A 24,034-nucleotide genomic window follows, 5' to 3' on the forward strand; every position below is an offset into this window, starting at 1 on the left:
TATGCAGGGTTTACCTATTTCTAGCATCGTTAATGTCAAGATCAACATGGCACCGCGTGCGGCATCGTCCAGAAATTTTGGCTCATTGCTGATAGTCGGTGCCAGTAACGTGATCAACACGCACGAACGGCTGCGTTATTACATGGATATCGAGGGTGTTGGTGCCGATTTTGGCATGGACACACCAGAGTATCAGGCAGCGGCATTGTACTACTCACAGTCACCCCAACCGGTTGATTTATATATCGGGCGCTGGGCAAAAGAGCCAGTATCAGCCGCACTGCGCGGTGCTGTGCTGACCAAGCCCGAACAGGCCATGAACCGATTTACAACGGTTACCAATGGTACGTTCAAACTGGTTATTGATGGCAAAGAAACCACCCTTACGGGCATTGATTTTAGCAAAGAAACCAATTTGAACGGTGTGGCTGAACGGGTGGCCGAAAAGTTGAAAAATGCGACTGTATTGTGGGATAGCATTTCCGCCCGTTTCACTGTTTCACTGCAAACGTCAGGGAAACTGGGTTATATCACCCGCGCAGAAAGTGGCACGTATATCGGCGATACCCTGAAACTGGATGAATCATCCGGTGCGACAGTTATCGACCCGACTGAACCCGAAACGATAGCGGAGGCCGTGTCAACGTTGGGTTCGATGTCAGGCGCGTGGTACGGGCTGGTCATCGCTGATAATACCCTGTCCGACAGTGACGTGCTGAGTGTTGCTCGTTATATCGAATCAGCGTCAGTTTCCCGTATTTACGGCCATACGGTCACCAAAACGGATGTACTCGACCCTGATGTAGACACGGATATTGGTTCTCAGCTAAAAGGCGCGTTTCTTGGTCGGACACTGTGGCAATACGCCGCACAACCGTATGCGATCGCCTCATTGTTCGGTCGCATGTTCACGGTCAATTTCCAGGGCAACCGCACTACCATTACCCTGAAATTTAAACAGGAACCGGCTATCAGTGCTGAGTTACTGACGGCAACCCAAGCCAGTGCGTTGAGAGCTAAATCGGGCAACGTCTTTGTGCATTACAACAACGACACCGCCATTATTCAGGAGGGCGTGATGGCAAATGGCACATTTATCGACGAGCGCCACGGGCTGGACTGGCTACAGAACTATGTCCAGACCAACCTTTATAACCTGCTGTATACCTCAACGACCAAAATGCCGCAGACCGATGAGGGCGTGACTCAGTTACTGGCGAATGTTGAACAGTCATTGGCTCAGGGCGTCACCAATGGCTTGATTGCCCCGGGTGTTTGGGGTGGGGATTCATTCGGGGCGCTGAATCGGGGCGATATGCTGACCAAGGGGTTCTATACCTACGCAGCACCCATCGCCGAGCAGGTACAGGCTGAGCGCGAGAAACGCAAAGCGCCGGTAATTCAGTGTGCTATAAAACTGGCCGGTGCGGTGCATTTCGCCGATGTCATTATTAACGTAAACAGGTGATGAGATGGCTACCTATTCATTTATGGACGTGTCCGCCACGATAACCGGCGTCGGCGGGCATGTGGATTTGGCTAATGGCGCGGCAACCGCAGAAGAGGGCATTACCACGGCAATGGCTGACGCTAAAAACACCATGACAGTGGGCGCCGATGGCGAGGTGATGCACTCATTGAGCGCGGGCAAAAACGGCACGATTACCGTGACGTTACTGAAAACGTCCTCCGCCAATGCCAAATTAATGCTGATGTATAACGCCCAGCAATTCTCCTCGGCAACATGGGGGAACAATCTCATTTTGATCCGTAACCGGGTCTCCGGGGATACGATAGCTGCGCGTTCAGTGGCGTTCCAGAAAATACCGGATATCGCTAACGCCAAATTGGGGAATACGGTCAGCTGGGTATTCGACTGCGGCAAAATCGACACAGTATTAGGCACATTTTAACAGGGGCATAGCATGGAATTTGAAATCAGCGGTAAAAAATACCGCGCGGGCAAACTAAACGCCTTTCAGCAACAGGATTTAGCGGTCGCATTGCTGCCCGTGGTTCCGGCGTTAAAACCTATTTGGGACAACCTCAAACCCAATGGGGTGGACGAAAACGGTAAACCCACATTTTCGATGGGTGATATGGTGGATTTTATCGCACCTCTGGCTGAGGCCATTCGTTCGCTGGGGAAAGAGTCGCGGTATGAAATTAACGACATTTGCCTGTCGGTGGTCAGCCGTGAATCCGGTGGCGTCTGGACAGGCATCTACAGCGGGCAGCAATTGATGTTTGATGATATCAATGGCCTGGATTTACTGAAAATCGCCGGGCATGTGATTAAAGGTTCGCTTAGTAATTTTTTTCCCGGTCTGCCAGAGAGCGACGAGCCATCCCCGGCCAGCCCAACCTGGATTTAGAAACCCTCCCTGACGGGCGTTCTTTTCTATTGCGTCCGGCTCATGAATTTCAGTTCGATTACGTTTCATTAAAAAATGGTGATATCGATCTGGCCGATATCGCCTTGATGAATGACTATCTGGATGTGAACGCCGAAAACGAAGCCTTGATAGCACGGTGGAAAGATGAGCAATAATGCAGAAACCATTCGCGACTTTTTAATCTCACTCGGCTTTGAGGTCGATGGTGCGGGCGAGAAAAAATTTAGCGCAATAATCGCCGGCGTCACCGGTAATGTACTGAAATTAGGCGCTGCCGTGGAAAGTGCCGCGGCTTCCGTCGTCGGATTTACCGCGATAGTGGCTAATGGACTGGATAAACTGTACTGGCAGGCACAACGCACCGGCGGGGCGGCGGAGCAGATTAAATCACTGGGCTATGCGGTCAGTCAGGCGGGCGGCAGCGTCGAGGGGCTGAATTCGTCGCTGGAGAATGTCGCCAAATTCCTGCGCAATAATCCCGGCGGCGAGGGGTTTTTGCGTAATATGGGTATTCAGACCCGTGATGCTAACGGGCAGCTTCGGGATACCGCTTCACTCGTTGCGCTGGTGGGCGAGCGGCTGTCAGCGTTACCACATTACCGCGCCAATCAGTATGCGAGCATCCTCGGTATTGATGAAAACACCCTGATGGCGATGCGTCGCGGGATTGGCGGGTATGCCGCAGATTATCAGATGATAATCAAAGCGCTGGGTTACAACCCTGCAATGGCTGCTAAACAAGCCAACGCTTTTATGGCTGAGTTTGCCCGGCTCAGGCTGGTTACGGGTTCAGCCAAAGACAAGATCGGCGGGGAGTTGGCGCGGGTTTTAACGCCGAGCGTAGAGAAACTCACCAATTTGATACTGAAACACTGGCCGACCATTGAAAAGATCATTATGTCCGTAGTGAAAGCCATTATGACGATGTCCGAAATACTCGGTCAGGTGGTCTTCCGCGGGGCTAAGGGCATTCAGGATTTAATTAGCTGGTGGAGGCAATTGGATGAGGGAAGTCAGAATCTAATTAAGGTCTTCGGCCTTGTTGCAGCGGCATGGATGGCACTTAATTCGAAATTTTTATTCTCTCCTATTGGTGCACTCACCACGTTAATGGCGGCTATGTTTCTGCTCTACGACGACTATATGACGTGGAAAGAGGGCGGGAAGTCCTTGATTGATTGGGGTAAGTGGGAACCGGAGATTAAAAAAGTCAAAGCGGAGATAAAAGAGCTTACTAAAAATTTCAAGGGATTAGCAAAAGAGATAACAGATTTGTTAAACATTGACCTCAAAAACTGGTCATTTTCCTTTGAACTGGAAAACCTGTCGAAAAACTTAGGTGATTTTAGCAAAATGCTGTCACATTTGGTCTCCGCATTGAATCATCTAAATGATGGGGAATTTGCGTTAGCATGGGATGAACTCCAACAAGCGTGGAACGGTAACGAGAAGAACAAAAAGGATGCGCTCCCAGCAGTCAGCGCCGCCGCGGAACGCCACCGTGAGGCATTTTTAGATGGGTATTTTTACCTAAATAATAAATTGAATGAATTTCTAGGGTTAGCCCCATACATACCCGCTAAAGATAAACCGGCGACTGAAAAAGGTAAACCACTCCTAGATTCAATGGCAGGCTATTTTAACATGTTGGAGAAGAAGCTGGGCTTAGATCCCGGCATACTGCATGGTGTGGCGATGACCGAATCGTCAGGCAATCCTAATGCGATCGGCCCAACAACTAAGTACGGCACCGCAAAGGGGATGTTCCAGTTTATTGATTCTACCGCTAAAAGTTACGGCTTAATGGGCAATGATGTTTTCGACCCGCATAAATCGACAGACGCGGCGGCCAAGATGCTGAGCAGTTTGTTGAAAACACACAACGGCAACCTTGACAAAGCATTGGCGTCATATAACTGGGGTATTGGAAACGTACAAAAGTACGGCATGGGTAATTTACCTACCGAGACTCGTAATTATATCCATCGTGTTAAAAATAATATGGGTACGTCAGCTAAAAACAGCAACTTCAACTTTGATCCACGAATGTTTGATAACGCTACTGCGAATATCAATAATATGCTGAGTCATACCGGTTATACGCCCAAACGGTTGGAATTATTAGCCAATGTCCCAAATCAAACGACGATTGCACCTAACTACAACATCAATGTGAATGGCGTTGATTCCCCACGTGAGGCCGCAGTGCTAACCGGGGAGGCAGTTCAACGCGCTAACGCAATATTAGTGCGCAGCCTACAAACAAAGGTGAGTTGATGGATATTTTATCAATGCTATTTTCTCAGAATACGAGAAAAATACAGATGATAGTGCCGAGCGTGGTGATTTCCGAAAAACACATGGATGCGACAGAAATCACCGAGCACCCGGTACAACGGGGCGCAGCTATCAGTGACCATGCATATGACAGACCCTCCGAGGTCACAATGGAACTGGGTTTTGCTGGTGGGGGGTCGTTGATTGATATGTTTGATCTGGGAACAGGGGCATCATTAGGGAAAAGTCCCAAGGAGGTTTATCAACAATTGCTGGCACTGAAAGCCTCAAAGAAACCGTTCGATGTCACTACAGGGAAGCGGATGTATAAAAATATGCTGATCCGTGCGATAGAGGTGACAACGGATAAAACCTCTGAAAACGTTCTAATGGTCACCCTGACTCTACGTGAGGTGATTATCGTGGAAACTCAAACAGCCCCGGTTACCGCACCACCTGAGAGGATGAAATACCCATTGGATACCTCTGGAGTTGCCGATAAAGGCACAAAAACACCGATAGTTCCAAAGGAAAATAAAAGTATCTTGGTTCAAACTAAAGAAGGGGGTGAGAACTTCTTTGGTGATATCTTGGGGAGGATACTCCGATGAACATAGTTGAGATCCCGTTACGCGCTGAAAACCAGCAATTCGATATTCAGTTAGGCGGTATCAATTACCGAATGCAGTTACAGTGGCGAGATTGCGCTGGATGGATTCTAGATATTATGCATCCCAATAGCGAGCCAATTGTTACAGGGATTCCATTGGTTTTTGGGGTGGATATTTTAGAGCAGCATAGCTATCTGAGTTTTAACGGCTCACTGGTTTTTTATTATGATGATCCAAAAAATGAGACAGGAAAGGAAGAGTTAGGTAAAAACAACAGGCTATACTTTTTTTCATTATAATTATTGTGATGGCTTGGATTTGACGATGCTAAATTCTAAGGGATAATTTGATGAAAAAACAAAATGTTTTCTTAATCATGCTATTGGCTATCTTTTTGTATTTTGGGGCTTTTAATACGAAAGATGATACCTATCAAAAAATAATGGATGCCGCGCCAGCTAGAGAACAGCAATTTATCGGTATTGTTGATGGATTTGTCAAAGAAACTAAAAGCGCAAATAACGATATGCAAATTGCTGCTCTAAAAACAAAGCGAGTATCGACTATTTGCCATTTTTTTAGAGGAAACCTGAAAGTTAGTGGCTGGTCTGGTAAGGTCATTGATTTAAATTCAAACAATGACGGTAAGGGCGTGATTGTGATTTCTCTTACAAAGGACATACGTATTAGGACATGGAATAACGCATTTTCCGATTCAGGTGACGATACTTTAATTAATCAAGGTACCGTATTATTTGAAAAGGCGCTTTCTCTGAAGAAAGGACAGCTAGTGTCTTTTTCTGGGTCTTTTATCCCTGATAGAGACGAATGTGTAAGAGAAGTTTCGGTGACCCAAAATGGAAGCATGGAAGACCCTGAGTTTCTATTTAGATTTAGCGACATAAGCTCATTAGCTAGTCATTAAAGCCCCAAAGGGGCTTTATTTTTTATCCCTTTCAAGTTTTACCGCATTTTCGGCGGCGAGCCGTGCAATTTCTTCTAATATTTCTCGTTCAACTTTAGGATCTATCTTTGATCTGAACCGCATTGTCTTTTTGTCATTGGAGTTATCAGTAGATAGTTTGATATATCCATTTACCTTATCAATACCATCTTGAAGCATCATGACGATCTCGGTGTTCATAGAACGCCCGTTTTTTTCTGCAATTTTTGTTATTTCATCCCTCATGCCAGCGGGCATACGGACGTTAAATCTATCCATTTCTTGGCTTGGGTATTTCTTAGTCATAGTGTACCTCAAATTATAATAAATTAATCATAGCACCAACTTGACATCTTTATAAATGATGCTAAATTGGTTTTAGAACCAAATTGGTTCTATCGCTAAGTTGGTTTTATTCAGGAGACATTACATGAGTGATGAGCTACACAGTCAAAACAAAAGCTGTCCGTTCAGTTTGAGATTACCAGAATCAATGAAGAAAGAGCTGGAACAAAAAGCGGAAATGGATTTTATCTCTTTGAATTCAGCGATTGTAATGAGATTGGCGAGATGTTTGAGAGAAGAAAGATCGAATCCAGCACAATAAAAGCGAAACCTCGAAGGCTGCAACCAACGAGGCTTCTAAAACGTTAACAAACCAACAAGGAAATAACGCTATGAGTATTTTAGCACCTGCAACACAAACTGTCACCATGTCAAGCCGTGAGATCGCGGAGCTGACAGGCAAGCGCCATGCTGATGTCATCCGGGATGTATGGGTAATGTTGGAACAGCTATACCAACTCAATAAAGATGTCGCAAATTTGCGTCATGATAAAAATCAACAAGTTATCTTGATTGAAGGTGTCACCGCCGTTATTGACAATCGAGGGTATGTATCTGAGTTCTTACTCGACCGCCGTCATACCGAAATCTTAGTCACGGGATATGATGTTGTCCGTCGTGCCGCAGTTATTGACCGCTTATTTGTATTGGAGCAGGAAAGGCGCAATACCCCATCACGGTTACCTAATGTAAAAGAACTTGCGCTCATGGTAATTCAGGCCGAAGAAGATAAAGAACGCTTGCTACTCGAAAATAAAGGTCTTGAAGACCAGGTTTCAGAAATGAAACCAGACGTAGCAGCATATGAACGCATCGCCAAGAAAGCGAACGGCAGTATGTGTATTACTGACGCAGCAAAACATCTTCAAATAAAACCGAAAGAGCTTTTTAACAGGCTGTCTTCAATGAAGTGGATCTACCGCCGTGCGGGTAATAAGAACTGGATTGGTTATCAGGACAAACTACAGCAGGGTGTGCTGGAGCACAAAATAAGGTCATTTACCGATAGCGAAGGTGAGGAACAAACCCGCGAGCAGGTTCTGGTAACAGCGAAAGGCATTGCGAAATTAGCTAAGATATTAGAGGTAGAAGAGGTTGAAGTGGCGTAAACGTCGAGTCTAGTAACATATATAACTAATTTAACAGTGGTTTTTAGTATTAACAATAAGCAATTACTCTTTATTAGGGTGCCAATAGTTTAATATTCGAGGCGGTTCGCAGTTTAAAATAAACTGCCTTTACAAAAAGTTACAATCACGTAATAAATAGAGTCACGTTAAACGTCGAAGCCCCCCGAACTAGTCACAATAGTCTGGAGGGCTTCTGGTAAAACAGTCTACAGCCTAGTGTGAGGGATATAGACAATGTCTATTATATCAGTTAATGAAACTTGTAACGCAAATACAGTTAAAACAGATGTTCAAATTTATGAAGACGCTCAAAGTAGCGCCTCTTCAAACGAGATGAATGGTAAAGTTTTAGTTGATGCCGAAGCCTATTGGCGGTTACGCAAAGATCTACTTGCTACTCAAAAAATTATAGACGAGTTGCTTAACAGGATGCGTTTTATCCATGGTGGCAGCAGCATAGCTGAACACGATTACCCTATACATGAAGTGCTATTGCGTTAAAAATAAGTTCCCCGCGCACGCGGGGATGAACCGCTCATCTAAATATTCATTGATAGCGCGTTTAAAAGTTCCCCGCGCACGCGGGGATGAACCGATTCAACTAGTTACACGCATTTATAATGCAAACACACTCAACCCGCTTCGGCGGGTTTTTCTTTTATATGGAGTCACTATGTCAAAACAATGGCTTCGTGAATGCAGCCTGATTGTCGCAGACGAACACGGTGCGGGTATCGACCTATCTGAACTGAAAATAAAGTTCAATATTACCCGACCGTCATTCGCATACCCTGCGACCGGCATTTTCAAAGTCTATAACCTCAACGCTGAAACCAGTGCGAAGCTCCGACAGCATGAATATAAAATTGTGCGGTTCTGCGCGGGTTATCAGGGTAATGCGGGACAGATATTTTCTGGTCAGATTCAGTACACCTATACCGGGCGTGACAGCCCGACAGATACCTATGTTGTGATACAGGCGCAGGACGGTGATCAGACGTACAACGATGCAGTGATCAATGCCACGATATCGGCGGGTTACACACAAGAGGATGTTGACCGGTTACTGATGCGGGATATTGAGAAATACGGAGTAGTCGCCGGACTCCGGCCGGAATTCCAAAAGACCGTGGCTCCACGAGGCAAGGTTCTGTTCGGGATGCACCGCGACGAACTCAGCATACTGGCAAAACAAAATAATGCCGAATGGCGCTATGAAGACGGGCAGTGCCATATTATTCCCAAACGGACCTACCTGACAGAGGCGGTGGTACTGACCTATAAAACCGGGTTAATTGGAATGCCGGAGCAGACCATCGGCGGCGGGATCAATGTTAAATGTCTCATCAACCCCAAAATCAGACCGGGGACATTAATCCGGTTGGATAACGACTCGATTAATATGGCGGGGTTATCCACGGGTGGCATTGCGAAGGGCGACAGCAATGCGGGGTCACGGGAACTGCCGGCACCCATTGATGCAGACGGCGATTATATCGTTATCAACGTTAACTATTTCGGTGATACCCGCGAGACCCTGTACTACATGGAATTGATTTGTGTGGCGAAGAGCGACCAGACATTAATGAATCAATCAGCACTATCGACAGATATGAGGCAACTATGATCACTCACCATGAACGAATTAACCAGCCCGAAACGCCGTTTTTAGCCATGCAGTCGGCGATCAGTGCCGGGTTATATGTGGCACTCCCCTGTATTATTCAGTCATTTAATGCCAGTGCGGTGACCGTGACCGCGCAGCCTGCGATACGCTGGTCAGTCACTAACAGTGAAGGTAAGACTGAATCCGTTGCATTACCGTTGCTGGTGGATGTACCAGTGATTTTCCCTCGTGGCGGCGGTGTCACATTGACATTTCCCGTTAAATCAGGGGACGAGTGTCTGGTGATTTTCGCTGACCGTTGCATCGATTACTGGTGGCAGAACGGTGGTATACAGGAGCCGGTAGACCCGCGTCAGCACAATTTATCGGATGGGTTCGCGATTGTGGGGCCTCAGTCTCAGGCGCGGAAAATCAGCAACATCAGTACCTATTCTGCCCAACTGCGCACGGATGACGGCGCGGCATTTATTGAACTGACACCGGGTAGCCACAATATTACGCTCATTACCCCTGGCAAACTGACCGCCACGGCTGACAATGGAACGGAAATCACCTCCCCTGAAATCGTGCTCAACGGCAATGTCACCATTAATGGCCCGGTGACAGTGAAAAATGATGTCACCGCAGGCGGTATCAGTCTGATGAAACACCGACACGGTGGTGTACGAACAGGTGACGGCACGACAGGAGGGCCACGATGATGCGATACCGACGAGAGGACAGCGACGGCGATTACAGTTTCGGGCAGGGTGATAGCACCTTTCTGACCAACTCACCCGACGCAGTCGCACTGGCCATTAAAACGCGGCTCAACTTATGGCGCGGGGATTGGTTCTTGGACACGGCAGAGGGAACACCCTATCGCGAGGCGGTACTGGAAAAAAACTATTCCAGTGCGATGGCAATTCGCGAGCATATTCTGGGTACGGAGGGCGTGACTGAAATTACCTCACTTGATGCTAAGCGTGATCCCGACACCCGAAAGATCACTTTCACCGCCACTATCAACACCCGCTACGGCAAAACCACGGTAACCAGCGAACGGTAAATTATGCTTAATATAGAAACGTTAGGGCTTGCGGCCAAAATCACCGCGAGCGGCATTACTGCGCCTGATTATCCAACGATACTGGAACGCCTCACCGGATATTTTCGCCGGATTTACGGCGAGGAAGCGTATCTGGCGCCAGACAGTAAAGACGGGCAGATGATTGCCATCTATGCACTGGCACTTCACGACGCCAATAATGCCCTGATTGCTACTTATAACTCATTCAGTCCGTCAACAGCGACGGGTTCGGCATTATCGAATAATGTTGCCATCAACGGTATGTCACGGCATAAAACAACGAAATCCACCAGTGACGTAGAAATCATCGGTCAGGTTGGTACGGCCATCAAAAACGGCACGGTGCGTGATATTCAGGGGTATTCGTGGAGCTTGCCTGATGTCGTCACGATTGGTACTCACGGCACGGTAACCGTGACCGCCACCTGCCAAACGAGCGGATCTATTACTGCGGCACCCGGTGATATTTCCGAAATAGGCACCCCGACGCGCGGCTGGCAATCTGTCAGAAACTACTCGGCGGCTACACCGGGGCGGGCGGTAGAAACCGATGCTGCGTTGCGGATACGCCAGCAAAAATCGGTCGCGCTGCCATCGCGAACGGTGCTGGATGGTGTGCAGGGTGCAATCAGCCTGATACCGGGAGTATCACGTCTGAGGGGATTTGAAAACGATACGAATCAAACTGATAGCTACGGTATACCGCCACACGCTATCGCGATGATTGTGGATGGCGGCGATGCAAAAACTATCGCACAGACTATCGCACTGAAAAAAGGGGCGGGCGGGGGGACGTACGGGGATACCGTTGTCAACGTGGCGGATTGTTACCAGATTGTGCATCCAATACATTTTTCGCGTCCGGTTGATGTCGTGGTTTTTATTGAAATTCGCCTTACTCCGTTTGATGGGTATACCACACTGGTGGGGGATCGGATCAGGGAGGCAATTGTGGCGTATATCGATTCAATCCGTATTGGTGACAGTGTTTACCTGACCAAATTATATCTGCCCGCAAATTTACCGGGGGATGCAGAAGGAAAAACCTACGATATCACAGATATCAAAATCGGTCGTTCGGTTAACTCGGTAGCCACTGCCAACCTGAAAACCAAATTTAATGAGGCGGTGACCTGCCGACCTGAAAATATAAAACTGGTGGTGACATGAGAGACTATCTAAAACTGGTCACCCCGCAACATCGCACCGCCCCGAAATTCGTTTACCACATTGACCTGATAACCCGCTCACTCTCAGATATTGCCGAAACAGTGCATCAACTAAACGAGGCGTTCTCGCTGGATCATGCCGTTGGTGTACAACTGGATGCGGTGGGTGAATGGATTGGTCTATCGCGCTACGTGAAAACACCGATTGTGGGTGTTTATTTCTCGCTCGATACCGAAACGCTGGGGTTCGATCAGGGAAGCTGGAAACGACGGTACGACAGTGATAGCGGATTTACCGAACTAGACGATGAAACCTACCGTACATTGCTGCGCGTGAAAATTGAAGCCAATCACTGGGACGGCTCGAGTGAAATGCTGGAGCGCATCTACCAGCGGATATTACCCGATAGAAATGCCCGAATATTTTTTGTCGATAATCAAGATATGTCTATGGACGTATTTTTGACCGGCAGCGAGATACCGGAGGTCATTAAGGCCGTTATTCGACAGGGCTATCTGAACATCAAACCGCAGTCCGTACAGGTTAATAATTACATTAACTCCAGTACGGGCGCGTTATTTGGTTTTGACATTAATAATGAATACGTCGCGGGTTTTGATACCAGCGGCTGGGCTGTAAAACTGTGAGGATATTATGGCAAAAAATGAATTTCTCCCGTTCGGCATCGCTGACGGGGCGAATGTACTAACAAACGAGGAGTACGGCAAACTGGCCGCACGGACTAACGGATTTAGTTCTGGCGTGGCGAAATCTCAGGAGTTGAATAAAGTTTGGCGGCAAGCATCCGTGATTGCCAGCGTAGTGGCGCAATTTATTTCAGAGACAAATGACCAGGATGTGCTGGATGATGGCAACACAACGGCGTTGAGAAATGGATTATTGAGTGCATTACGGGCAACGGCCCGCACCAGCCTCCCCAACGCCTCAACTACCACCCCCGGCATTGTTAAACTCAGTAGCGGAATAAACAGCGACAGTGAACTGACCGCGGCTACATCACTGGCCGTAAAAATCGCGCATGAGGCCGGATATTGGGCAAACAAAAATGCGGATAACCGATTAGAGAAACGGAGGAACGGCGGGGATATCCCAAATAAATCTGAATTTGTGAAAAACCTTGGTTTAACGGATACGGTTTATCGGACTGTCGGCAACGGGCGCAATCAAATACCGGACATGTCATTTTTTGAATCGCAATTAACTGAGTCTGGCTATCAAAAATTACCTAGCGGCGTGATTATTCAATGGGGGCGGGCATATGGAACGACATCGGTATCAGGCGCTAGTTATGGTGATTGGTATCAGACACAGACGATGTTTGAATTCCCTGTTCATTTTCCCAATAAATGTGTTTCATTAACAAACTCTGTTTTAAGTGGCGGCACGTCTGAGCGGTGGATTGTCATTGCCAGCACAATAATCGTTGACCGAAAACTAGCGGAGTTGTTAATTCAATCGCTATATAAACCCAGCAAACCACCTGTCGTGACATATATCGCAATAGGATATTGATATGAAAAATTATTTATTTAGTCGCTCTACGCGCAGTTTTTACCCAGTCGCATTGTTAGCAGACTATCAGGCGGCAGGGACACTGCCCGATGATGTTATCCCTGTCGCTGATGAGGTATTTTCTGAATTCAGTCAATCCGTTGCGGGTAAACGCCGGGGTGTAAACGCTAATGGTATGCCGTGCTGGGTTGACATCCCACCACCACCCCCTCCGACGCCTGAGCAGTTACAGCAACAGGCGGAATATCAAAAACGGCAATTACTGAGAACGGCCGCAGAGAATATTGACATCTGTCAGGATGCGGTTGATTTAGGCATGGCAACGAATACCGAGAAATCCGCACTAACCACCTGGCGTAAATATCGCGTGCTGCTCAGTCGGGTCGATTGTGCAACCGCCCCCGATATCCAATGGCCGGAGCAACCGAAATAAAAATAGGGGCTGATGCCCCCTGATAATCATTCTGGCGCCGTCGGCCAGTCAATATCGGGTGCTGACGAACAGTCCACGCGGTTCAGTAGCACGCAGTATCGTTTCCATTCAGTGAGACTGTCCCGCTCTTTGTTCGTGGCCATATCGAGTTCGACAGCATATTGCAGCGGGGCGATTGAGTTTGATGCTAGTGACATTCGGTGTTGTTTTTCTCGTTCCGACTGTCGGACTAATCGTGCAATATCAATCACAAACCGCCCTGATTGGACATCAAAAATTTTATCAGATAAATCGATATCATCATCGACCTCCACTACCAGATAGTTGTCCAAATTCTCAGGTACAGGCGTGATCTGGTAATCCACAAACCCATTTTTATCGATATAAATGTTCATGAACGATCGACCCCTCGCAATATATAAATCCCCGTGATTGCCCGACCGGGCGTGATAATCCAGTCCGTTAATGTTTTCCCATCCAGATCAACAAAAAACGTGGTTGCGCCACCCCGAAACAAAAACGTCGAACGGGTTCTCGACGGGACGAATGCAACGGACGAAAATTCATTGATGCCAGCATGCCGGATAGCCACCAGATGCCCCGCAATCTCTCGGGGTAATACGAGCGGCCGATCCGAACTGTGAGTGCCCGTCCATATCTCATCAATCGTACACCCCAGTGTGGAGTAGGCTGATTCATCCAGTTTTCGGCTCAGTTCTGTTTTGGTGGCAAAATTTCTGTTCGTTTCATCTACGGATAGAACACCTAAATTTACCCTGGCAGCGGCTGGATTCGTTGCTCCTGTTCCGCCGTTGGCAACAGGAACACCGCCAACCTCTAAATTGCCGTCAGGGTGTATTTGCCAGATAATCGAATCATCCCCTCCTCTGCGCAAACTCCAATAGCCCGTTCCTGATAACAGAACATAGCGACTCCGGTTACCGTTATAGATTTTTGTATCATTAGCAGAATGAATAATGCGGTCATTAGCAGGGTAGGCACCAATATTATTCAGAAATACCGATTTATTCAGAATATCTGCCCCGTTCGACGATTTGGACAGGGCGTTTCCTGCCAGCTCAACCGTTTTCGATAAACCAAGGTTTAATGGAAATTCGTTGTGTTGATATAATCGCCAATCATTAGATAGCTGGAGTGAGATATGGCGAAAATGGGTTACATCAGGGTGTCAACAAATGACCAAAATTGCGATTTACAGCGGAATGCATTGGTGAATGCAAATTGTGAACGGATTTTTGAGGACAAAATGAGCGGGAAAACAGCCAGCAGGCCGGGACTACAACAGGCGTTGGCACATTTAAAATCGGGCGATACCCTGGTCGTCTGGAAATTGGATCGGCTGGGACGTAGCGTGAAAAATCTGATAACTCTGATATCGGAACTGCACGAACGCGGCGCGCATTTCCGGTCACTGACGGACAGCATCGATACCAGTACAGCAATGGGGCGATTTTTCTTTCATGTCATGAGCGCGTTGGCCGAAATGGAACGCGAGTTGATTGTTGAACGTACCAATGCTGGCCTGGCGGCGGCACGGGCACAGGGGCGGATAGGTGGTCGTCCGGTGGTGTTTACCGAAGAAAATCGACAACAAGCGGTCCGATTGCTGAACAACGGGCATACCCGGAAACAATTATCGATTATTTACAATGTATCACTCTCGACAATTTATAAATATTTGCCGGTGGATGCAGTGAAAAATGATGGTGTATTTTGAGGGATTGGGGGGAATTGTGAGTGGGGATGGGTGGCAAACATTGCGGCATTGGTGGGGCGGGGGATGGGTTAATTTGATGGGTTTTGTGTTACTCGACCCGATTCTATTAATTTAGTGTCCCAGAACCGCACAACGCAAACTATAACACATGATTTTAATTTATTGATTTTTATGGATTATATTTCATAGTTCACACATATCACAATTGATGCAACGTTTGGTAATTAATAGTGCCATTTCAATCTCTTACATAAAACAAGTCTTTTGCTTGAAGACTGAATTGTCTTCCTGTTTATTGATTTGCCATTGTATCTAAACGTGAAGTCTATCAGATCGTGGGCTGAGCAGGCAGAAAAATGGCCTGGCATCTCCTTTCTGGATGGTGCTGATGATGGCAGCAATGATCCGCGCGTGGATATTTGTTGGCTGAGCTGCAACTTGCCGCGCATTGGCTATAATAAGCGGAATTTTTATCAGTAAGAGAATGTGCAGTGACAGAAATACAGACAGTGACAGAACATGACAGCGATGAATATTGGATGCGCCGGGCAATGGATTTGGCCATGCAGGCACAAGCAAAAGGCGAGATCCCGGTTGGTGCCGTGTTAGTCGCAGATAATAAGGTCATTGCTGAAGGTTTTAACCATCCCATCACCGACCGCGATCCTACCGCCCATGCCGAGATCATGGCATTGCGGCGGGGAGGAATGCAAATGCAGAATTATCGTCTGCTGAATACAACATTGTATGTCACTTTAGAGCCTTGTGTCATGTGCGCAGGCGCGATGGTACACAGTCGGATACAGCGGCTGGTTTATGGCGCCAGTGATATGAAAACGGGCGCGGCGGGATCATTGATTGATATATTGCGTCACCCGGGAATGAATCATCACATTGAAATTACTGCGGGTGTGTTGGCAGAAGAGTGCTCCGCGATGTTGAGTGCTTTTTTCAAACAACGAAGAGAGCAGCATAAAGCGTTGAAAAAACAGAAAGCGCAACAACAGGCAATGCCATCGTCTGAGTGAGTTTAGCGGGCAGCAGACAGCGCCGGTGTATTATTCTCCGGTGTTGGTTTGCGTCTGGCTTTTGCACTCAGATAGCCCTCTAAGCTTGAATAATGGCGTTTAATATTTTCAACGTACAGATAGGCCTCATAGCCACGGGCGTAGCCATATGCTGTCTTGGGGTAGTACTTTTTATCACTGAGCAGGAGAAGGCGTTTTTTAACATCGGCCCAACGATTTGGATTCCCTTTTTGTGCCGCGGTTAATTTTCGGGCATCAAGGAGGTGGCCATACCCGATATTGTAGGCGGCCAGAGCAAACCAAATACGCTCATCGTCCGGGATCGTTTTTGGCATACGTTCTATCAGGTAGTGCAAATAAGCCACTCCACCTCTTACGCTCTCTTCCGGATCTAACCGATCATGAATCCCTGCCCATTTTGCTGTCGGGCGAGTGAGCATCATCAAACCACGTACACCGGTGGGTGACGTCGCCAATGGGTCCCAATGAGATTCTTGCCATGCGATGGCGGCCACTAAACGCCAATCAAGTGAACCTGCATATTTCTGAAAAAGGGGTTGATAGGTTGGTAGACTGTTATTGATGGCACGTAACAGCGAAAGCGTGTCGAGATAATTGAATGAACCCACATGGCTGAAATACTTTTCTTGCAACTGTCCCATCGTCTTTTTTTGCGCCAGCATATTGAAGAAGTCGAGCATAGCGGAGTAGAGACTATCATCGCTATTACGTTTTAAATACCAGGTCAGAGGACTCTCTTCATTGATATCAAACGCAATGGCCAGATTGGGGTAAATGCGCTGTTGCAGGGCTAGCGTGATGGAATCACTGATTGTATAGTCAATTTTCCCTTCAGAGAGCTGTTCAAGCAATTGTTGCGTGTTTTCTTGCGATGTTTCTTCCCAGGTTAACTCAGGGTAAGACTTTGCCTTCCATTTTTTTAATTCGCTGACGTGAGCGGAGCCGGCGGTGACGATAAATTTTCCTTTTAGATCACTGAATGTGCGTGGGCGTGGGGTTCCTTTGCGATAAACCAATTGTTGTTCAACTAAAGCGTAGGTAGGGCCAGTACGTGTTTGATCTAACCGCGCTTGATTGTAGATAAGTCCGGCGGCCAAGAAATCCGCTTTATCATTTTCCAAATCGTCAAAAAGTTGGTTAATGTTGGAACGGAAGTTGATGACCAGTTTAACCCCCAGATAATCAGCGAACCGCTTGGCGAGTTCATAGTCGAATCCGGTGAGTTCATTTTGACTGTTGAGAGCGATTAGCGGGGAGCTGATCGTACTAACTCGTAATTCACCCCGCGCCAGAATTTTGTTGATTTGCTCCTGCTGTTTAGTGGACCAATTAATATTGAGACTCATAATGGCCGCAGACAAAAGCGCGATAATGACGATAACAAAATAATTTATTTTTAATTTATTCAAATAGTCATCTCTTTCCAGAACGGGTGGGTACAGTATGAAATGCAAAATGATAGCATGGCTAAATTTCCAGTAATCGAGAATTTTGCGCAACAAAATAAGGATATGCAACCCCATTAAACCCGTTTTCGCTTTTTAATGAGTGTATTGTCAGGGGATAAAATAGCCACGCAAACGGTTTCGTCGGAAAGAACATTCCTCTATAATGCTTGCAGTTCCCCCTGAGGTATCAGTCAGGCTTTGCTTCTAAGATGAGAGAACCTATTATTATGGAAATCCTGCGTGGCGCACCCGCTTTATCAGCATTTCGTATCACCAAGCTCCTTTCTCAGTGTCAAGATTGCTTTCTCCCAGTCACCGGAATTTATGCAGAATATGTCCATTTTGCTGAGGTGAACGCACCAATCACAGCCGATGAGCGAGAGAAATTAAATCAGTTATTAAAATATGGCCCTTCTCTGGCGGAACGTGAGCCCCAAGGACAACGAATATTAGTGACACCGCGTCCAGGAACGATCTCTCCCTGGTCAACGAAAGCGACAGATATTGCTCACAATTGTGGTCTGCATCAGATTGTCCGGTTAGAACGGGGTATTGCTTATTATATTCAAACGCCTGGCATGGATACCGGGCAATGGCAGGCATTGTCAGCATTATTGCATGATCGCATGATGGAGAGTGTGTTCACTCAGTTTGAGCAGACCGAAGCGCTGTTTTTTCACCAACAACCTGCGCCGTTGAAACAGATTGATATCTTGCAATCAGGACGGGCAGCACTGGAAGCCGCCAATATCGAATTGGGATTAGCACTGGCGGCAGATGAAATTGATTATCTGATGGAGGCTTTTCAAACGTTGGAACGTAATCCAACCGATGTTGAACTCTATATGTTTGCTCAGGCGAATTCTGAACATTGTCGCCACAAAATTTTCAATGCAGATTGGGTTATTGATGGGCAGGCTCAACCTCACTCTCTGTTCAAGATGATCAAAAATACCTTTGAACAGACGCCAGATTATGTCCTTTCTGCTTATAAAGATAATGCGGCTGTGATGGAAGGCTCGCAGGCCGGGCGTTTTTACCCTGACGCGGCTACGGGTGTTTATGACTTTCATCAAGAGCCAGCCCATATTTTGATGAAAGTTGAAACTCACAACCATCCCACGGCGATCTCGCCCTGGCCTGGCGCTGCGACGGGGTCAGGTGGTGAAATTCGGGATGAAGGCGCCACTGGGCGAGGTGCTAAACCCAAAGCGGGATTGGTCGGTTTTTCAGTGTCAAACTTGAGAATTCCAGGGTTTGAGCAGCCGTGGGAAGAAGATTTTGGTAAACCTGATCGGATTGTCAGTGCGTTGGATATTATGCTGGAAGGTCCGTTAGGCGGCGCGGCGTTTAATAATGAATTTGGGCGTCCGGCCTTGCTTGGGTATTTCAGAACCTATGAAGAAAAAGTGTCCTCCCATAATGGCACAGAGCTGCGTGGCTATCACAAACCTATTATGCTGGCAGGCGGGATCGGCAATATCTGTGAAGAGCATGTGCAAAAAGGGGATATTCCGGTCGGTGCACAATTAATTGTGTTGGGCGGGCCAAGTATGAACATCGGTTTAGGCGGCGGTGCGGCATCTTCGATGACATCCGGCCAATCTGATGCTGACCTGGATTTTGCTTCGGTGCAGCGTGATAACGCAGAGATGGAGCGTCGTTGCCAGGAAGTGATTGATCGTTGCTGGCAATTAGGTGATAAAAACCCAATTCTATTTATCCATGACGTAGGAGCCGGGGGATTGTCAAATGCCATGCCTGAGTTAGTCAGTGATGGGGGGCGGGGCGGCCGTTTTGAATTACGCAAGATTCTTAATGATGAACCGGGAATGACGCCATTGCAGCTATGGTGTAATGAATCTCAGGAACGTTATGTTCTGGCAGTAGCACCGGAGCAACTGGCCTTATTTGAAGAAATATGTTGCCGCGAACGCGCACCCTATGCGGTGATTGGCGAAGCAACAGCAGAACGACACTTACAACTGCATGACAGCCACTTCGATAACCAGCCCATCGATATGCCACTGGATGTGTTGCTGGGTAAGACACCAAAAATGCTGAAAAATGTGCAGACCTTGCAAGCTCAAGGGCAAAGCCTGGATCGCAAGGGCATTGATCTCGCTGAAGCCGTAAAACGTGTCTTGCATCTGCCAGCCGTAGCGGAAAAAACCTTCCTGATTACGATTGGTGATCGTTCCATCACTGGCATGGTTGCCCGTGATCAAATGGTTGGCCCTTGGCAAATTCCGGTTGCCGATTGTGCGGTGACGACTGCCAGCTTAGACAGCTACTATGGTGAAGCGATGTCAATGGGGGAACGAGCCCCCATTGCATTATTGGATTTTGCCGCATCAGCGCGTATGGCTGTGGGTGAAGCACTGACTAATATCGCTTCAGCCTACGTACAGGATTTGAAACGGGTGAAATTATCCGCCAACTGGATGTCAGCTGCGGGTCATGCGGGTGAAGATGCGGGGTTGTATGCCGCCGTGAAAGCGGTAGGAGAAGAGCTGTGTCCGGCATTAGGGTTGACGATCCCGGTTGGTAAAGATTCGATGTCAATGAAAACACGCTGGAACCAAAATGGGGAAATGCGTGAAATCACATCACCACTTTCATTGGTCATCAGTGCGTTTGCACGCGTAGAAGATGTGCGTCGTACTGTGACACCTGAATTGTCCATTGAAGATGATAATGTCTTGCTGCTCATTGATTTGGGGCAAGGGCACAATGCGCTGGGTGGAACGGCATTGGCGCAAGTGTATCGTCAACTTGGCGACAAAACGGCAGATGTTCGCAGCGCAGAGCAACTGGCCGGTTTCTTTCATGCTATCCAGCTGCTGGTTTCGCAACAAAAATTGCTGGCTTACCATGACCGTTCGGACGGTGGGTTGCTGGTGACATTAGCTGAAATGGCTTTTGCAGGTCACTGTGGATTGCGTGTTGATATCAGCGCATTTGATGAAGATATTTTGGCTGCCTTATTTAATGAAGAATTAGGTGCCGTCATTCAGATCCGTGAGACGGACAGGGAACAGATTGAAAATCTGTTGGCGGAGTATGGCTTGGCTGAATGTGTTCACTTGCTGGGGAAAGCGCAGGCCGGCGATGAGGTTGTCATCACCAGCAACCACATGGAAGTTTATCGCCAGACTCGCAGCACATTGCGTTTATGGTGGGCAGAAACAACATGGCAAATGCAGCGTTTGCGTGATAACCCCGAGTGTGCTGATCAAGAGCATCAGGCAAAACAGGATGTGAACGATCCCGGCCTGAACGTAAAATTATCTTTTGATCCCGCAGAAGATATTGCTGCTTGTTATATTGCGAAACAAGTACGTCCGCGCGTTGCGGTTTTGCGCGAGCAGGGGGTGAACTCTCATGTTGAAATGGCCGCTGCATTCCACCGGGCTGGCTTTGAGGCGGTGGATGTGCACATGAGTGACTTATTGGATGGACGTATGACGTTAGATCAATTCCAGACACTGGTTGCGTGTGGTGGCTTCTCCTATGGTGATGTGCTTGGCGCGGGTGAAGGTTGGGCGAAATCGATTCTGTTTAACTCACGGGTCCGAGATAATTTTGCGAGTTTCTTCGCAAGGCCGGATACCCTGGCGCTCGGCGTGTGTAATGGCTGCCAAATGATGTCTAATTTGCATACATTAATCCCCGGTACAGAACACTGGCCGCGTTTTGTTCGCAACCGTTCAGAACGTTATGAAGCGCGCTTTAGTCTAGTGGAGGTGGCTGACAGTCCTTCGCTGTGGCTGAAAGGTATGGCAGGTTCTCGCTTGCCGATAGCCGTGGCTCATGGTGAAGGGCAGGTTGAGTTCAGAGACAATCAGAGCCTGATCGAACTTGAAAAACACCAGCAAGTCGCATTACGGTTTGTGGATAATTACGGTGCAGTGACAGAAAAATATCCGGCAAACCCAAATGGCTCGGTGAACGGAATTTCTTCGGTAACCAGCCTCGACGGGAGAGTCACCGTGATGATGCCTCATCCTGAAAGGGTATTCCGTACTGTCAGTAACTCCTGGCATCCTAAAGAATGGGGAGAAGATAGCCCGTGGATGCGTATTTTCCGTAATGCACGTCAACAGTTAGGCTAATCGTTTTGGCCATGTCTCTAAATCGAGACAATCACACTTTTAGGTGTCGCCAATAAGAGACATTTATTTTGTTGATATTATTATGAAAATAATTTTTATGCATTAACTGTCATGAATGGGCGACACTGACACTGGCCGAAGATGAAAAAATCGGGGTAAAAAAATGCAATGAATTCGTCTTATTATTTATTTTTAATGAAATCAAAGCATTAAAAATGATTTTACAAATTGGCACGTAATGTGCATAATAAAAGATAGTTGCTCATTCAACTTCTTATGTCGGCCCGCAATTAGGTGGAAACATGCCACATAAACCTCGAATGATGCCGAAGTCAGGTGCCTACCGTCCAATTTAATGATACTCGCCTTCAGGCTTTATCAAACACCGGACGACACGTGGAGTGAGGCACCACCTACATGCCGTCAGAACAGCATGAAGGCTCTCACTGGCGGGATAGTGAAAAGTAACTATCCCGCCGTCATTATTGCAGATTATTCCTGCCCATCGTGTTTACGTATTCATCCGCATCACTTTCCATTATCTGTGGCTTTCGACTATTATTTTCGACTACGTTTAAATGAGTGAAAAAATCACTGTAGTAAAAATCACATTAGTATTGATAATCTGGCCGATTTGCCCTGGCTTATGCCGGTTAGCATCAATGTAAACAGGTTATAGGATGAGTTCTTTGAAAAGATGGCGTTTATTTCCACGCTCATTGCGCCAATTAGTGTTAATGGCTTTCTGGTTGGTGCTATTGCCGCTGTTAGTTCTGGCTTATCAGGCTTACCAAAGCCTTGATCAGCTCAGTACCAAGGCGGCTGAAATTAATCGTTCAACGTTGACGGATGCCCATCGTAGTGAAGCGATGATTGGCATCGTCCTTGAAATGGAACGGAGTTACCGTCAATACTGTGTATTAGGGGATGATCGGCTGAAAAAGCTTTATCAACGCCAATACCGGCAATATATCAATATGCTGGGTAGTCAGATGGCGATGCTGTCAGACAATACGGAATATACGAAAAAATTTGATGCATTATTATCGGGACTGAAAACAATTTCTTGTCGTAATGGCGAGCCAGAACCAACATCCTCTAACCTGCTCAAAGCATTTTCCGAAACGAACAGTTTTTTGGTGCAGAAAACGCGAAATATTATTTATGGTCGTGGCGAACAACTGCAAAAGAGTATTGCTGATAAAGGGCAACTTTTTGGTTGGCAAAGTCTGATCTTATTCCTGTTAAGCATCCTTTTGATAACGTTGTTTACGCGTATGATTATCGGACCGGTGAAAGGCATTGAACGAATGATTAATCGACTGGGAGAAGGGCAGTCGTTGGAAAATCAGATTGACGCCTTTAAAGGCCCCCTGGAGTTGCGATCACTGGCTCAGCGCATTATTTGGCTGAGCGAGCGTTTATCCTGGCTTGAATCTCAACGCCATGAGTTTTTACGTCATATCTCTCATGAACTGAAAACACCGTTGGCAAGTATGCGTGAAGGCACGGAGCTGTTGGCTGACGAAATTGCAGGATCGCTGACGGCGGATCAAAAAGAAGTCGTCAGTATCCTGGATAGTAGTAGTAAGCATTTACAGCGGCTTATTGAGCAATTACTTGAATATAACCGCAGATTAGCAGATGGTCCTGCTGAGCACCAGATTGTTTCCCTAAAAGAACTGGTGGATGGGGTGGTATTGTCACATCAACTGCCTGCCCGTATAAAAAATATTTGTACAGAAATTCAATTGGATAGGGATTATTGTTGGGCAGAGCCCAGTTTACTGACGCGAGTGATTGATAATCTCTATTCCAATGCAGTGCACTATGGGGCTGAATCCGGTAACATCTGGATCGTGAGCCGACAAGTGGGTAAAAAACTTCAGATTGATATCGCCAATACAGGAACACCGATTCCTGAAGCAGAAAAAAGTATGCTTTTCGAGCCATTTTATCAGGGAACACGGCAACGAAAAGGCGCGGTAAAAGGAAGTGGCCTGGGTTTAAGCATTGCGCAAGATTGCATTAAACAGATGCAAGGCGAGCTTCACCTGATAGAATCTGAATTTGCTGATGTATGTTTTCGAATTGAACTGCCATTAACTGCAAAGAATGTTAACGAATATGTATAACAGATTGACGGATTA

The 24,034-nt window shown here is 47.1% G+C and carries 27 protein-coding genes; 23 read left to right on the plus strand and 4 right to left on the minus strand.

Features of this window, described 5'->3' with window-relative positions; all coding sequences use genetic code 11:
- The first annotated feature begins 1 nt into the window (after window position 1).
- The 8 genes from XPG1_RS04615 to XPG1_RS04645 are packed head-to-tail and all read left to right on the plus strand — an operon-like array spanning window position 2 to window position 6,209.
- Entirely contained in the window at window positions 2-1,468 is a 1,467-nt protein-coding gene (locus XPG1_RS04615; RefSeq protein ID WP_045958034.1) for a DUF3383 domain-containing protein, read from the plus strand.
- A gap of 4 nt (window positions 1,469-1,472) precedes the next feature.
- Window positions 1,473-1,913 (plus strand): phage structural protein, encoded by a 441-nt coding sequence (locus XPG1_RS04620; protein ID WP_045958035.1) that lies wholly within the window; start codon window positions 1,473-1,475, stop codon window positions 1,911-1,913.
- 12 nt (window positions 1,914-1,925) lie between these two features.
- Window positions 1,926-2,375, plus strand: coding sequence for a phage tail assembly chaperone (locus XPG1_RS04625; protein ID WP_045958036.1), 450 nt, complete (start codon window positions 1,926-1,928; stop codon window positions 2,373-2,375).
- Between the two features lie 29 nt (window positions 2,376-2,404).
- A complete protein-coding gene (locus XPG1_RS18675) occupies window positions 2,405-2,551 on the plus strand; it encodes a DUF6889 family protein (RefSeq protein ID WP_173425861.1) in 147 nt (48 codons plus the stop codon).
- Window positions 2,541-4,673, plus strand: a complete 2,133-nt coding sequence (locus tag XPG1_RS04630; RefSeq protein ID WP_045958037.1) for a lytic transglycosylase domain-containing protein — start codon at window positions 2,541-2,543, stop codon at window positions 4,671-4,673. The genes XPG1_RS18675 and XPG1_RS04630 overlap by 11 nt, the downstream gene beginning before the upstream one ends.
- Window positions 4,673-5,284, plus strand: coding sequence for a phage baseplate protein (locus XPG1_RS04635; RefSeq protein WP_045958038.1), 612 nt, complete (start codon window positions 4,673-4,675; stop codon window positions 5,282-5,284). Before XPG1_RS04630 ends, XPG1_RS04635 begins: the two co-directional genes overlap by 1 nt.
- Complete coding sequence (locus tag XPG1_RS04640; RefSeq protein WP_045958039.1) at window positions 5,281-5,583, plus strand: phage baseplate plug family protein; 303 nt, start codon at window positions 5,281-5,283, stop codon at window positions 5,581-5,583. The genes XPG1_RS04635 and XPG1_RS04640 overlap by 4 nt, the downstream gene beginning before the upstream one ends.
- A 50-nt stretch (window positions 5,584-5,633) precedes the next feature.
- The gene (locus tag XPG1_RS04645; protein ID WP_052708249.1) at window positions 5,634-6,209 is read left to right on the plus strand and encodes a hypothetical protein; all 576 of its coding nucleotides are present in this window, start codon (window positions 5,634-5,636) and stop codon (window positions 6,207-6,209) included.
- A gap of 15 nt (window positions 6,210-6,224) precedes the next feature.
- On the opposite strand, the gene XPG1_RS04650 is transcribed toward XPG1_RS04645, so the two are convergent.
- Entirely contained in the window at window positions 6,225-6,533 is a 309-nt protein-coding gene (locus tag XPG1_RS04650) for an Arc family DNA-binding protein (RefSeq protein WP_045958040.1), read from the minus strand.
- Between the two features lie 124 nt (window positions 6,534-6,657).
- On the opposite strand from XPG1_RS04650, the gene XPG1_RS04655 reads away from it, so the two are divergent.
- The 10 genes from XPG1_RS04655 (at window position 6,658) to XPG1_RS04700 (ending at window position 13,534) form a co-directional block, all read left to right on the plus strand.
- A complete protein-coding gene (locus tag XPG1_RS04655) occupies window positions 6,658-6,834 on the plus strand; it encodes an Arc family DNA-binding protein (RefSeq protein ID WP_045958041.1) in 177 nt (58 codons plus the stop codon).
- Window positions 6,835-6,904: 70 nt separating this feature from the next.
- Window positions 6,905-7,681 carry a phage antirepressor KilAC domain-containing protein gene (locus XPG1_RS18740; protein ID WP_045958042.1) on the plus strand — a complete coding sequence of 259 codons (777 nt, stop codon included), beginning with the start codon at window positions 6,905-6,907 and terminating at the stop codon, window positions 7,679-7,681.
- A 255-nt stretch (window positions 7,682-7,936) separates the two neighbouring features.
- A complete protein-coding gene (locus tag XPG1_RS04665; protein ID WP_045958043.1) occupies window positions 7,937-8,203 on the plus strand; it encodes a hypothetical protein in 267 nt (88 codons plus the stop codon).
- A gap of 172 nt (window positions 8,204-8,375) precedes the next feature.
- Window positions 8,376-9,329 (plus strand): phage protein, encoded by a 954-nt coding sequence (locus XPG1_RS04670; RefSeq protein ID WP_045958044.1) that lies wholly within the window; start codon window positions 8,376-8,378, stop codon window positions 9,327-9,329.
- On the plus strand, window positions 9,326-10,030 hold the full coding sequence (locus XPG1_RS04675) for a Gp138 family membrane-puncturing spike protein (protein ID WP_045958045.1): 705 nt from the start codon (window positions 9,326-9,328) through the stop codon (window positions 10,028-10,030). Before XPG1_RS04670 ends, XPG1_RS04675 begins: the two co-directional genes overlap by 4 nt.
- Complete coding sequence (locus XPG1_RS04680; RefSeq protein WP_045960450.1) at window positions 10,030-10,377, plus strand: contractile injection system sheath initiator; 348 nt, start codon at window positions 10,030-10,032, stop codon at window positions 10,375-10,377. The genes XPG1_RS04675 and XPG1_RS04680 overlap by 1 nt, the downstream gene beginning before the upstream one ends.
- Before the next feature lie 3 nt (window positions 10,378-10,380).
- Window positions 10,381-11,568 carry a baseplate J/gp47 family protein gene (locus XPG1_RS04685; protein WP_045958046.1) on the plus strand — a complete coding sequence of 396 codons (1,188 nt, stop codon included), beginning with the start codon at window positions 10,381-10,383 and terminating at the stop codon, window positions 11,566-11,568.
- Entirely contained in the window at window positions 11,565-12,215 is a 651-nt protein-coding gene (locus XPG1_RS04690; protein ID WP_045958047.1) for a DUF2612 domain-containing protein, read from the plus strand. Before XPG1_RS04685 ends, XPG1_RS04690 begins: the two co-directional genes overlap by 4 nt.
- 7 nt (window positions 12,216-12,222) lie before the next feature.
- Complete coding sequence (locus XPG1_RS18880) at window positions 12,223-13,101, plus strand: phage tail protein (RefSeq protein ID WP_052708250.1); 879 nt, start codon at window positions 12,223-12,225, stop codon at window positions 13,099-13,101.
- 1 nt (window position 13,102) lies between these two features.
- Window positions 13,103-13,534, plus strand: coding sequence for a tail fiber assembly protein (locus tag XPG1_RS04700; protein ID WP_045958048.1), 432 nt, complete (start codon window positions 13,103-13,105; stop codon window positions 13,532-13,534).
- Window positions 13,535-13,560: 26 nt separating this feature from the next.
- On the opposite strand, the gene XPG1_RS16985 is transcribed toward XPG1_RS04700, so the two are convergent.
- Window positions 13,561-13,929, minus strand: coding sequence for a tail fiber assembly protein (locus tag XPG1_RS16985; RefSeq protein WP_052708251.1), 369 nt, complete (start codon window positions 13,927-13,929; stop codon window positions 13,561-13,563).
- Window positions 13,926-14,429 carry a hypothetical protein gene (locus tag XPG1_RS04710; RefSeq protein WP_045958049.1) on the minus strand — a complete coding sequence of 168 codons (504 nt, stop codon included), beginning with the start codon at window positions 14,427-14,429 and terminating at the stop codon, window positions 13,926-13,928. Before XPG1_RS04710 ends, XPG1_RS16985 begins: the two co-directional genes overlap by 4 nt.
- A gap of 267 nt (window positions 14,430-14,696) precedes the next feature.
- Between XPG1_RS04710 and XPG1_RS04715 the strand changes: the two genes are divergently transcribed.
- From XPG1_RS04715 to tadA, 3 genes are all read left to right on the plus strand, one after another.
- Window positions 14,697-15,272 carry a recombinase family protein gene (locus XPG1_RS04715; RefSeq protein WP_045958050.1) on the plus strand — a complete coding sequence of 192 codons (576 nt, stop codon included), beginning with the start codon at window positions 14,697-14,699 and terminating at the stop codon, window positions 15,270-15,272.
- A gap of 318 nt (window positions 15,273-15,590) precedes the next feature.
- Entirely contained in the window at window positions 15,591-15,752 is a 162-nt protein-coding gene (locus XPG1_RS18330; RefSeq protein ID WP_157879442.1) for a hypothetical protein, read from the plus strand.
- Between the two features lie 11 nt (window positions 15,753-15,763).
- On the plus strand, window positions 15,764-16,300 hold the full coding sequence (tadA, locus tag XPG1_RS04720; RefSeq protein WP_045958051.1) for a tRNA adenosine(34) deaminase TadA: 537 nt from the start codon (window positions 15,764-15,766) through the stop codon (window positions 16,298-16,300).
- A 2-nt stretch (window positions 16,301-16,302) separates the two neighbouring features.
- Here the strand turns inward: tadA and mltF are convergent, their stop codons facing one another.
- A complete protein-coding gene (gene mltF, locus XPG1_RS04725) occupies window positions 16,303-17,730 on the minus strand; it encodes a membrane-bound lytic murein transglycosylase MltF (protein WP_045960457.1) in 1,428 nt (475 codons plus the stop codon).
- A gap of 266 nt (window positions 17,731-17,996) precedes the next feature.
- On the opposite strand from mltF, the gene purL reads away from it, so the two are divergent.
- Entirely contained in the window at window positions 17,997-21,884 is a 3,888-nt protein-coding gene (gene purL, locus XPG1_RS04730) for a phosphoribosylformylglycinamidine synthase (protein ID WP_045960459.1), read from the plus strand.
- A gap of 680 nt (window positions 21,885-22,564) precedes the next feature.
- Complete coding sequence (locus XPG1_RS04735) at window positions 22,565-24,019, plus strand: sensor histidine kinase (RefSeq protein WP_045958052.1); 1,455 nt, start codon at window positions 22,565-22,567, stop codon at window positions 24,017-24,019.
- Window positions 24,020-24,034: the final 15 nt, after the last annotated feature.

Source organism: Xenorhabdus poinarii G6 (assembly GCF_000968175.1).
Taxonomy (GTDB): Bacteria; Pseudomonadota; Gammaproteobacteria; order Enterobacterales; family Enterobacteriaceae; genus Xenorhabdus; species Xenorhabdus poinarii.

What these genes read in the sequence shown, in the direction of transcription:
- XPG1_RS04615 (WP_045958034.1), top strand. Translation starts at nt 2, where the DNA reads ATGCAGGGTTTACCTATTTCTAGCATCGTTAATGTCAAGATCAACATG.
- XPG1_RS04620 (WP_045958035.1), top strand. Translation starts at nt 1,473, where the DNA reads ATGGCTACCTATTCATTTATGGACGTGTCCGCCACGATAACCGGCGTC.
- XPG1_RS04625 (WP_045958036.1), top strand. Translation starts at nt 1,926, where the DNA reads ATGGAATTTGAAATCAGCGGTAAAAAATACCGCGCGGGCAAACTAAAC.
- XPG1_RS04630 (WP_045958037.1), top strand. Translation starts at nt 2,541, where the DNA reads ATGAGCAATAATGCAGAAACCATTCGCGACTTTTTAATCTCACTCGGC.
- XPG1_RS04635 (WP_045958038.1), top strand. Translation starts at nt 4,673, where the DNA reads ATGGATATTTTATCAATGCTATTTTCTCAGAATACGAGAAAAATACAG.
- XPG1_RS04640 (WP_045958039.1), top strand. Translation starts at nt 5,281, where the DNA reads ATGAACATAGTTGAGATCCCGTTACGCGCTGAAAACCAGCAATTCGAT.
- XPG1_RS04645 (WP_052708249.1), top strand. Translation starts at nt 5,634, where the DNA reads ATGAAAAAACAAAATGTTTTCTTAATCATGCTATTGGCTATCTTTTTG.
- XPG1_RS04650 (WP_045958040.1), bottom strand. Translation starts at nt 6,533, where the DNA reads ATGACTAAGAAATACCCAAGCCAAGAAATGGATAGATTTAACGTCCGT.
- XPG1_RS04655 (WP_045958041.1), top strand. Translation starts at nt 6,658, where the DNA reads ATGAGTGATGAGCTACACAGTCAAAACAAAAGCTGTCCGTTCAGTTTG.
- XPG1_RS18740 (WP_045958042.1), top strand. Translation starts at nt 6,905, where the DNA reads ATGAGTATTTTAGCACCTGCAACACAAACTGTCACCATGTCAAGCCGT.
- XPG1_RS04665 (WP_045958043.1), top strand. Translation starts at nt 7,937, where the DNA reads ATGTCTATTATATCAGTTAATGAAACTTGTAACGCAAATACAGTTAAA.
- XPG1_RS04670 (WP_045958044.1), top strand. Translation starts at nt 8,376, where the DNA reads ATGTCAAAACAATGGCTTCGTGAATGCAGCCTGATTGTCGCAGACGAA.
- XPG1_RS04675 (WP_045958045.1), top strand. Translation starts at nt 9,326, where the DNA reads ATGATCACTCACCATGAACGAATTAACCAGCCCGAAACGCCGTTTTTA.
- XPG1_RS04680 (WP_045960450.1), top strand. Translation starts at nt 10,030, where the DNA reads ATGCGATACCGACGAGAGGACAGCGACGGCGATTACAGTTTCGGGCAG.
- XPG1_RS04685 (WP_045958046.1), top strand. Translation starts at nt 10,381, where the DNA reads ATGCTTAATATAGAAACGTTAGGGCTTGCGGCCAAAATCACCGCGAGC.
- XPG1_RS04690 (WP_045958047.1), top strand. Translation starts at nt 11,565, where the DNA reads ATGAGAGACTATCTAAAACTGGTCACCCCGCAACATCGCACCGCCCCG.
- XPG1_RS18880 (WP_052708250.1), top strand. Translation starts at nt 12,223, where the DNA reads ATGGCAAAAAATGAATTTCTCCCGTTCGGCATCGCTGACGGGGCGAAT.
- XPG1_RS04700 (WP_045958048.1), top strand. Translation starts at nt 13,103, where the DNA reads ATGAAAAATTATTTATTTAGTCGCTCTACGCGCAGTTTTTACCCAGTC.
- XPG1_RS16985 (WP_052708251.1), bottom strand. Translation starts at nt 13,929, where the DNA reads ATGAACATTTATATCGATAAAAATGGGTTTGTGGATTACCAGATCACG.
- XPG1_RS04715 (WP_045958050.1), top strand. Translation starts at nt 14,697, where the DNA reads ATGGCGAAAATGGGTTACATCAGGGTGTCAACAAATGACCAAAATTGC.
- purL (WP_045960459.1), top strand. Translation starts at nt 17,997, where the DNA reads ATGGAAATCCTGCGTGGCGCACCCGCTTTATCAGCATTTCGTATCACC.
- XPG1_RS04735 (WP_045958052.1), top strand. Translation starts at nt 22,565, where the DNA reads ATGAGTTCTTTGAAAAGATGGCGTTTATTTCCACGCTCATTGCGCCAA.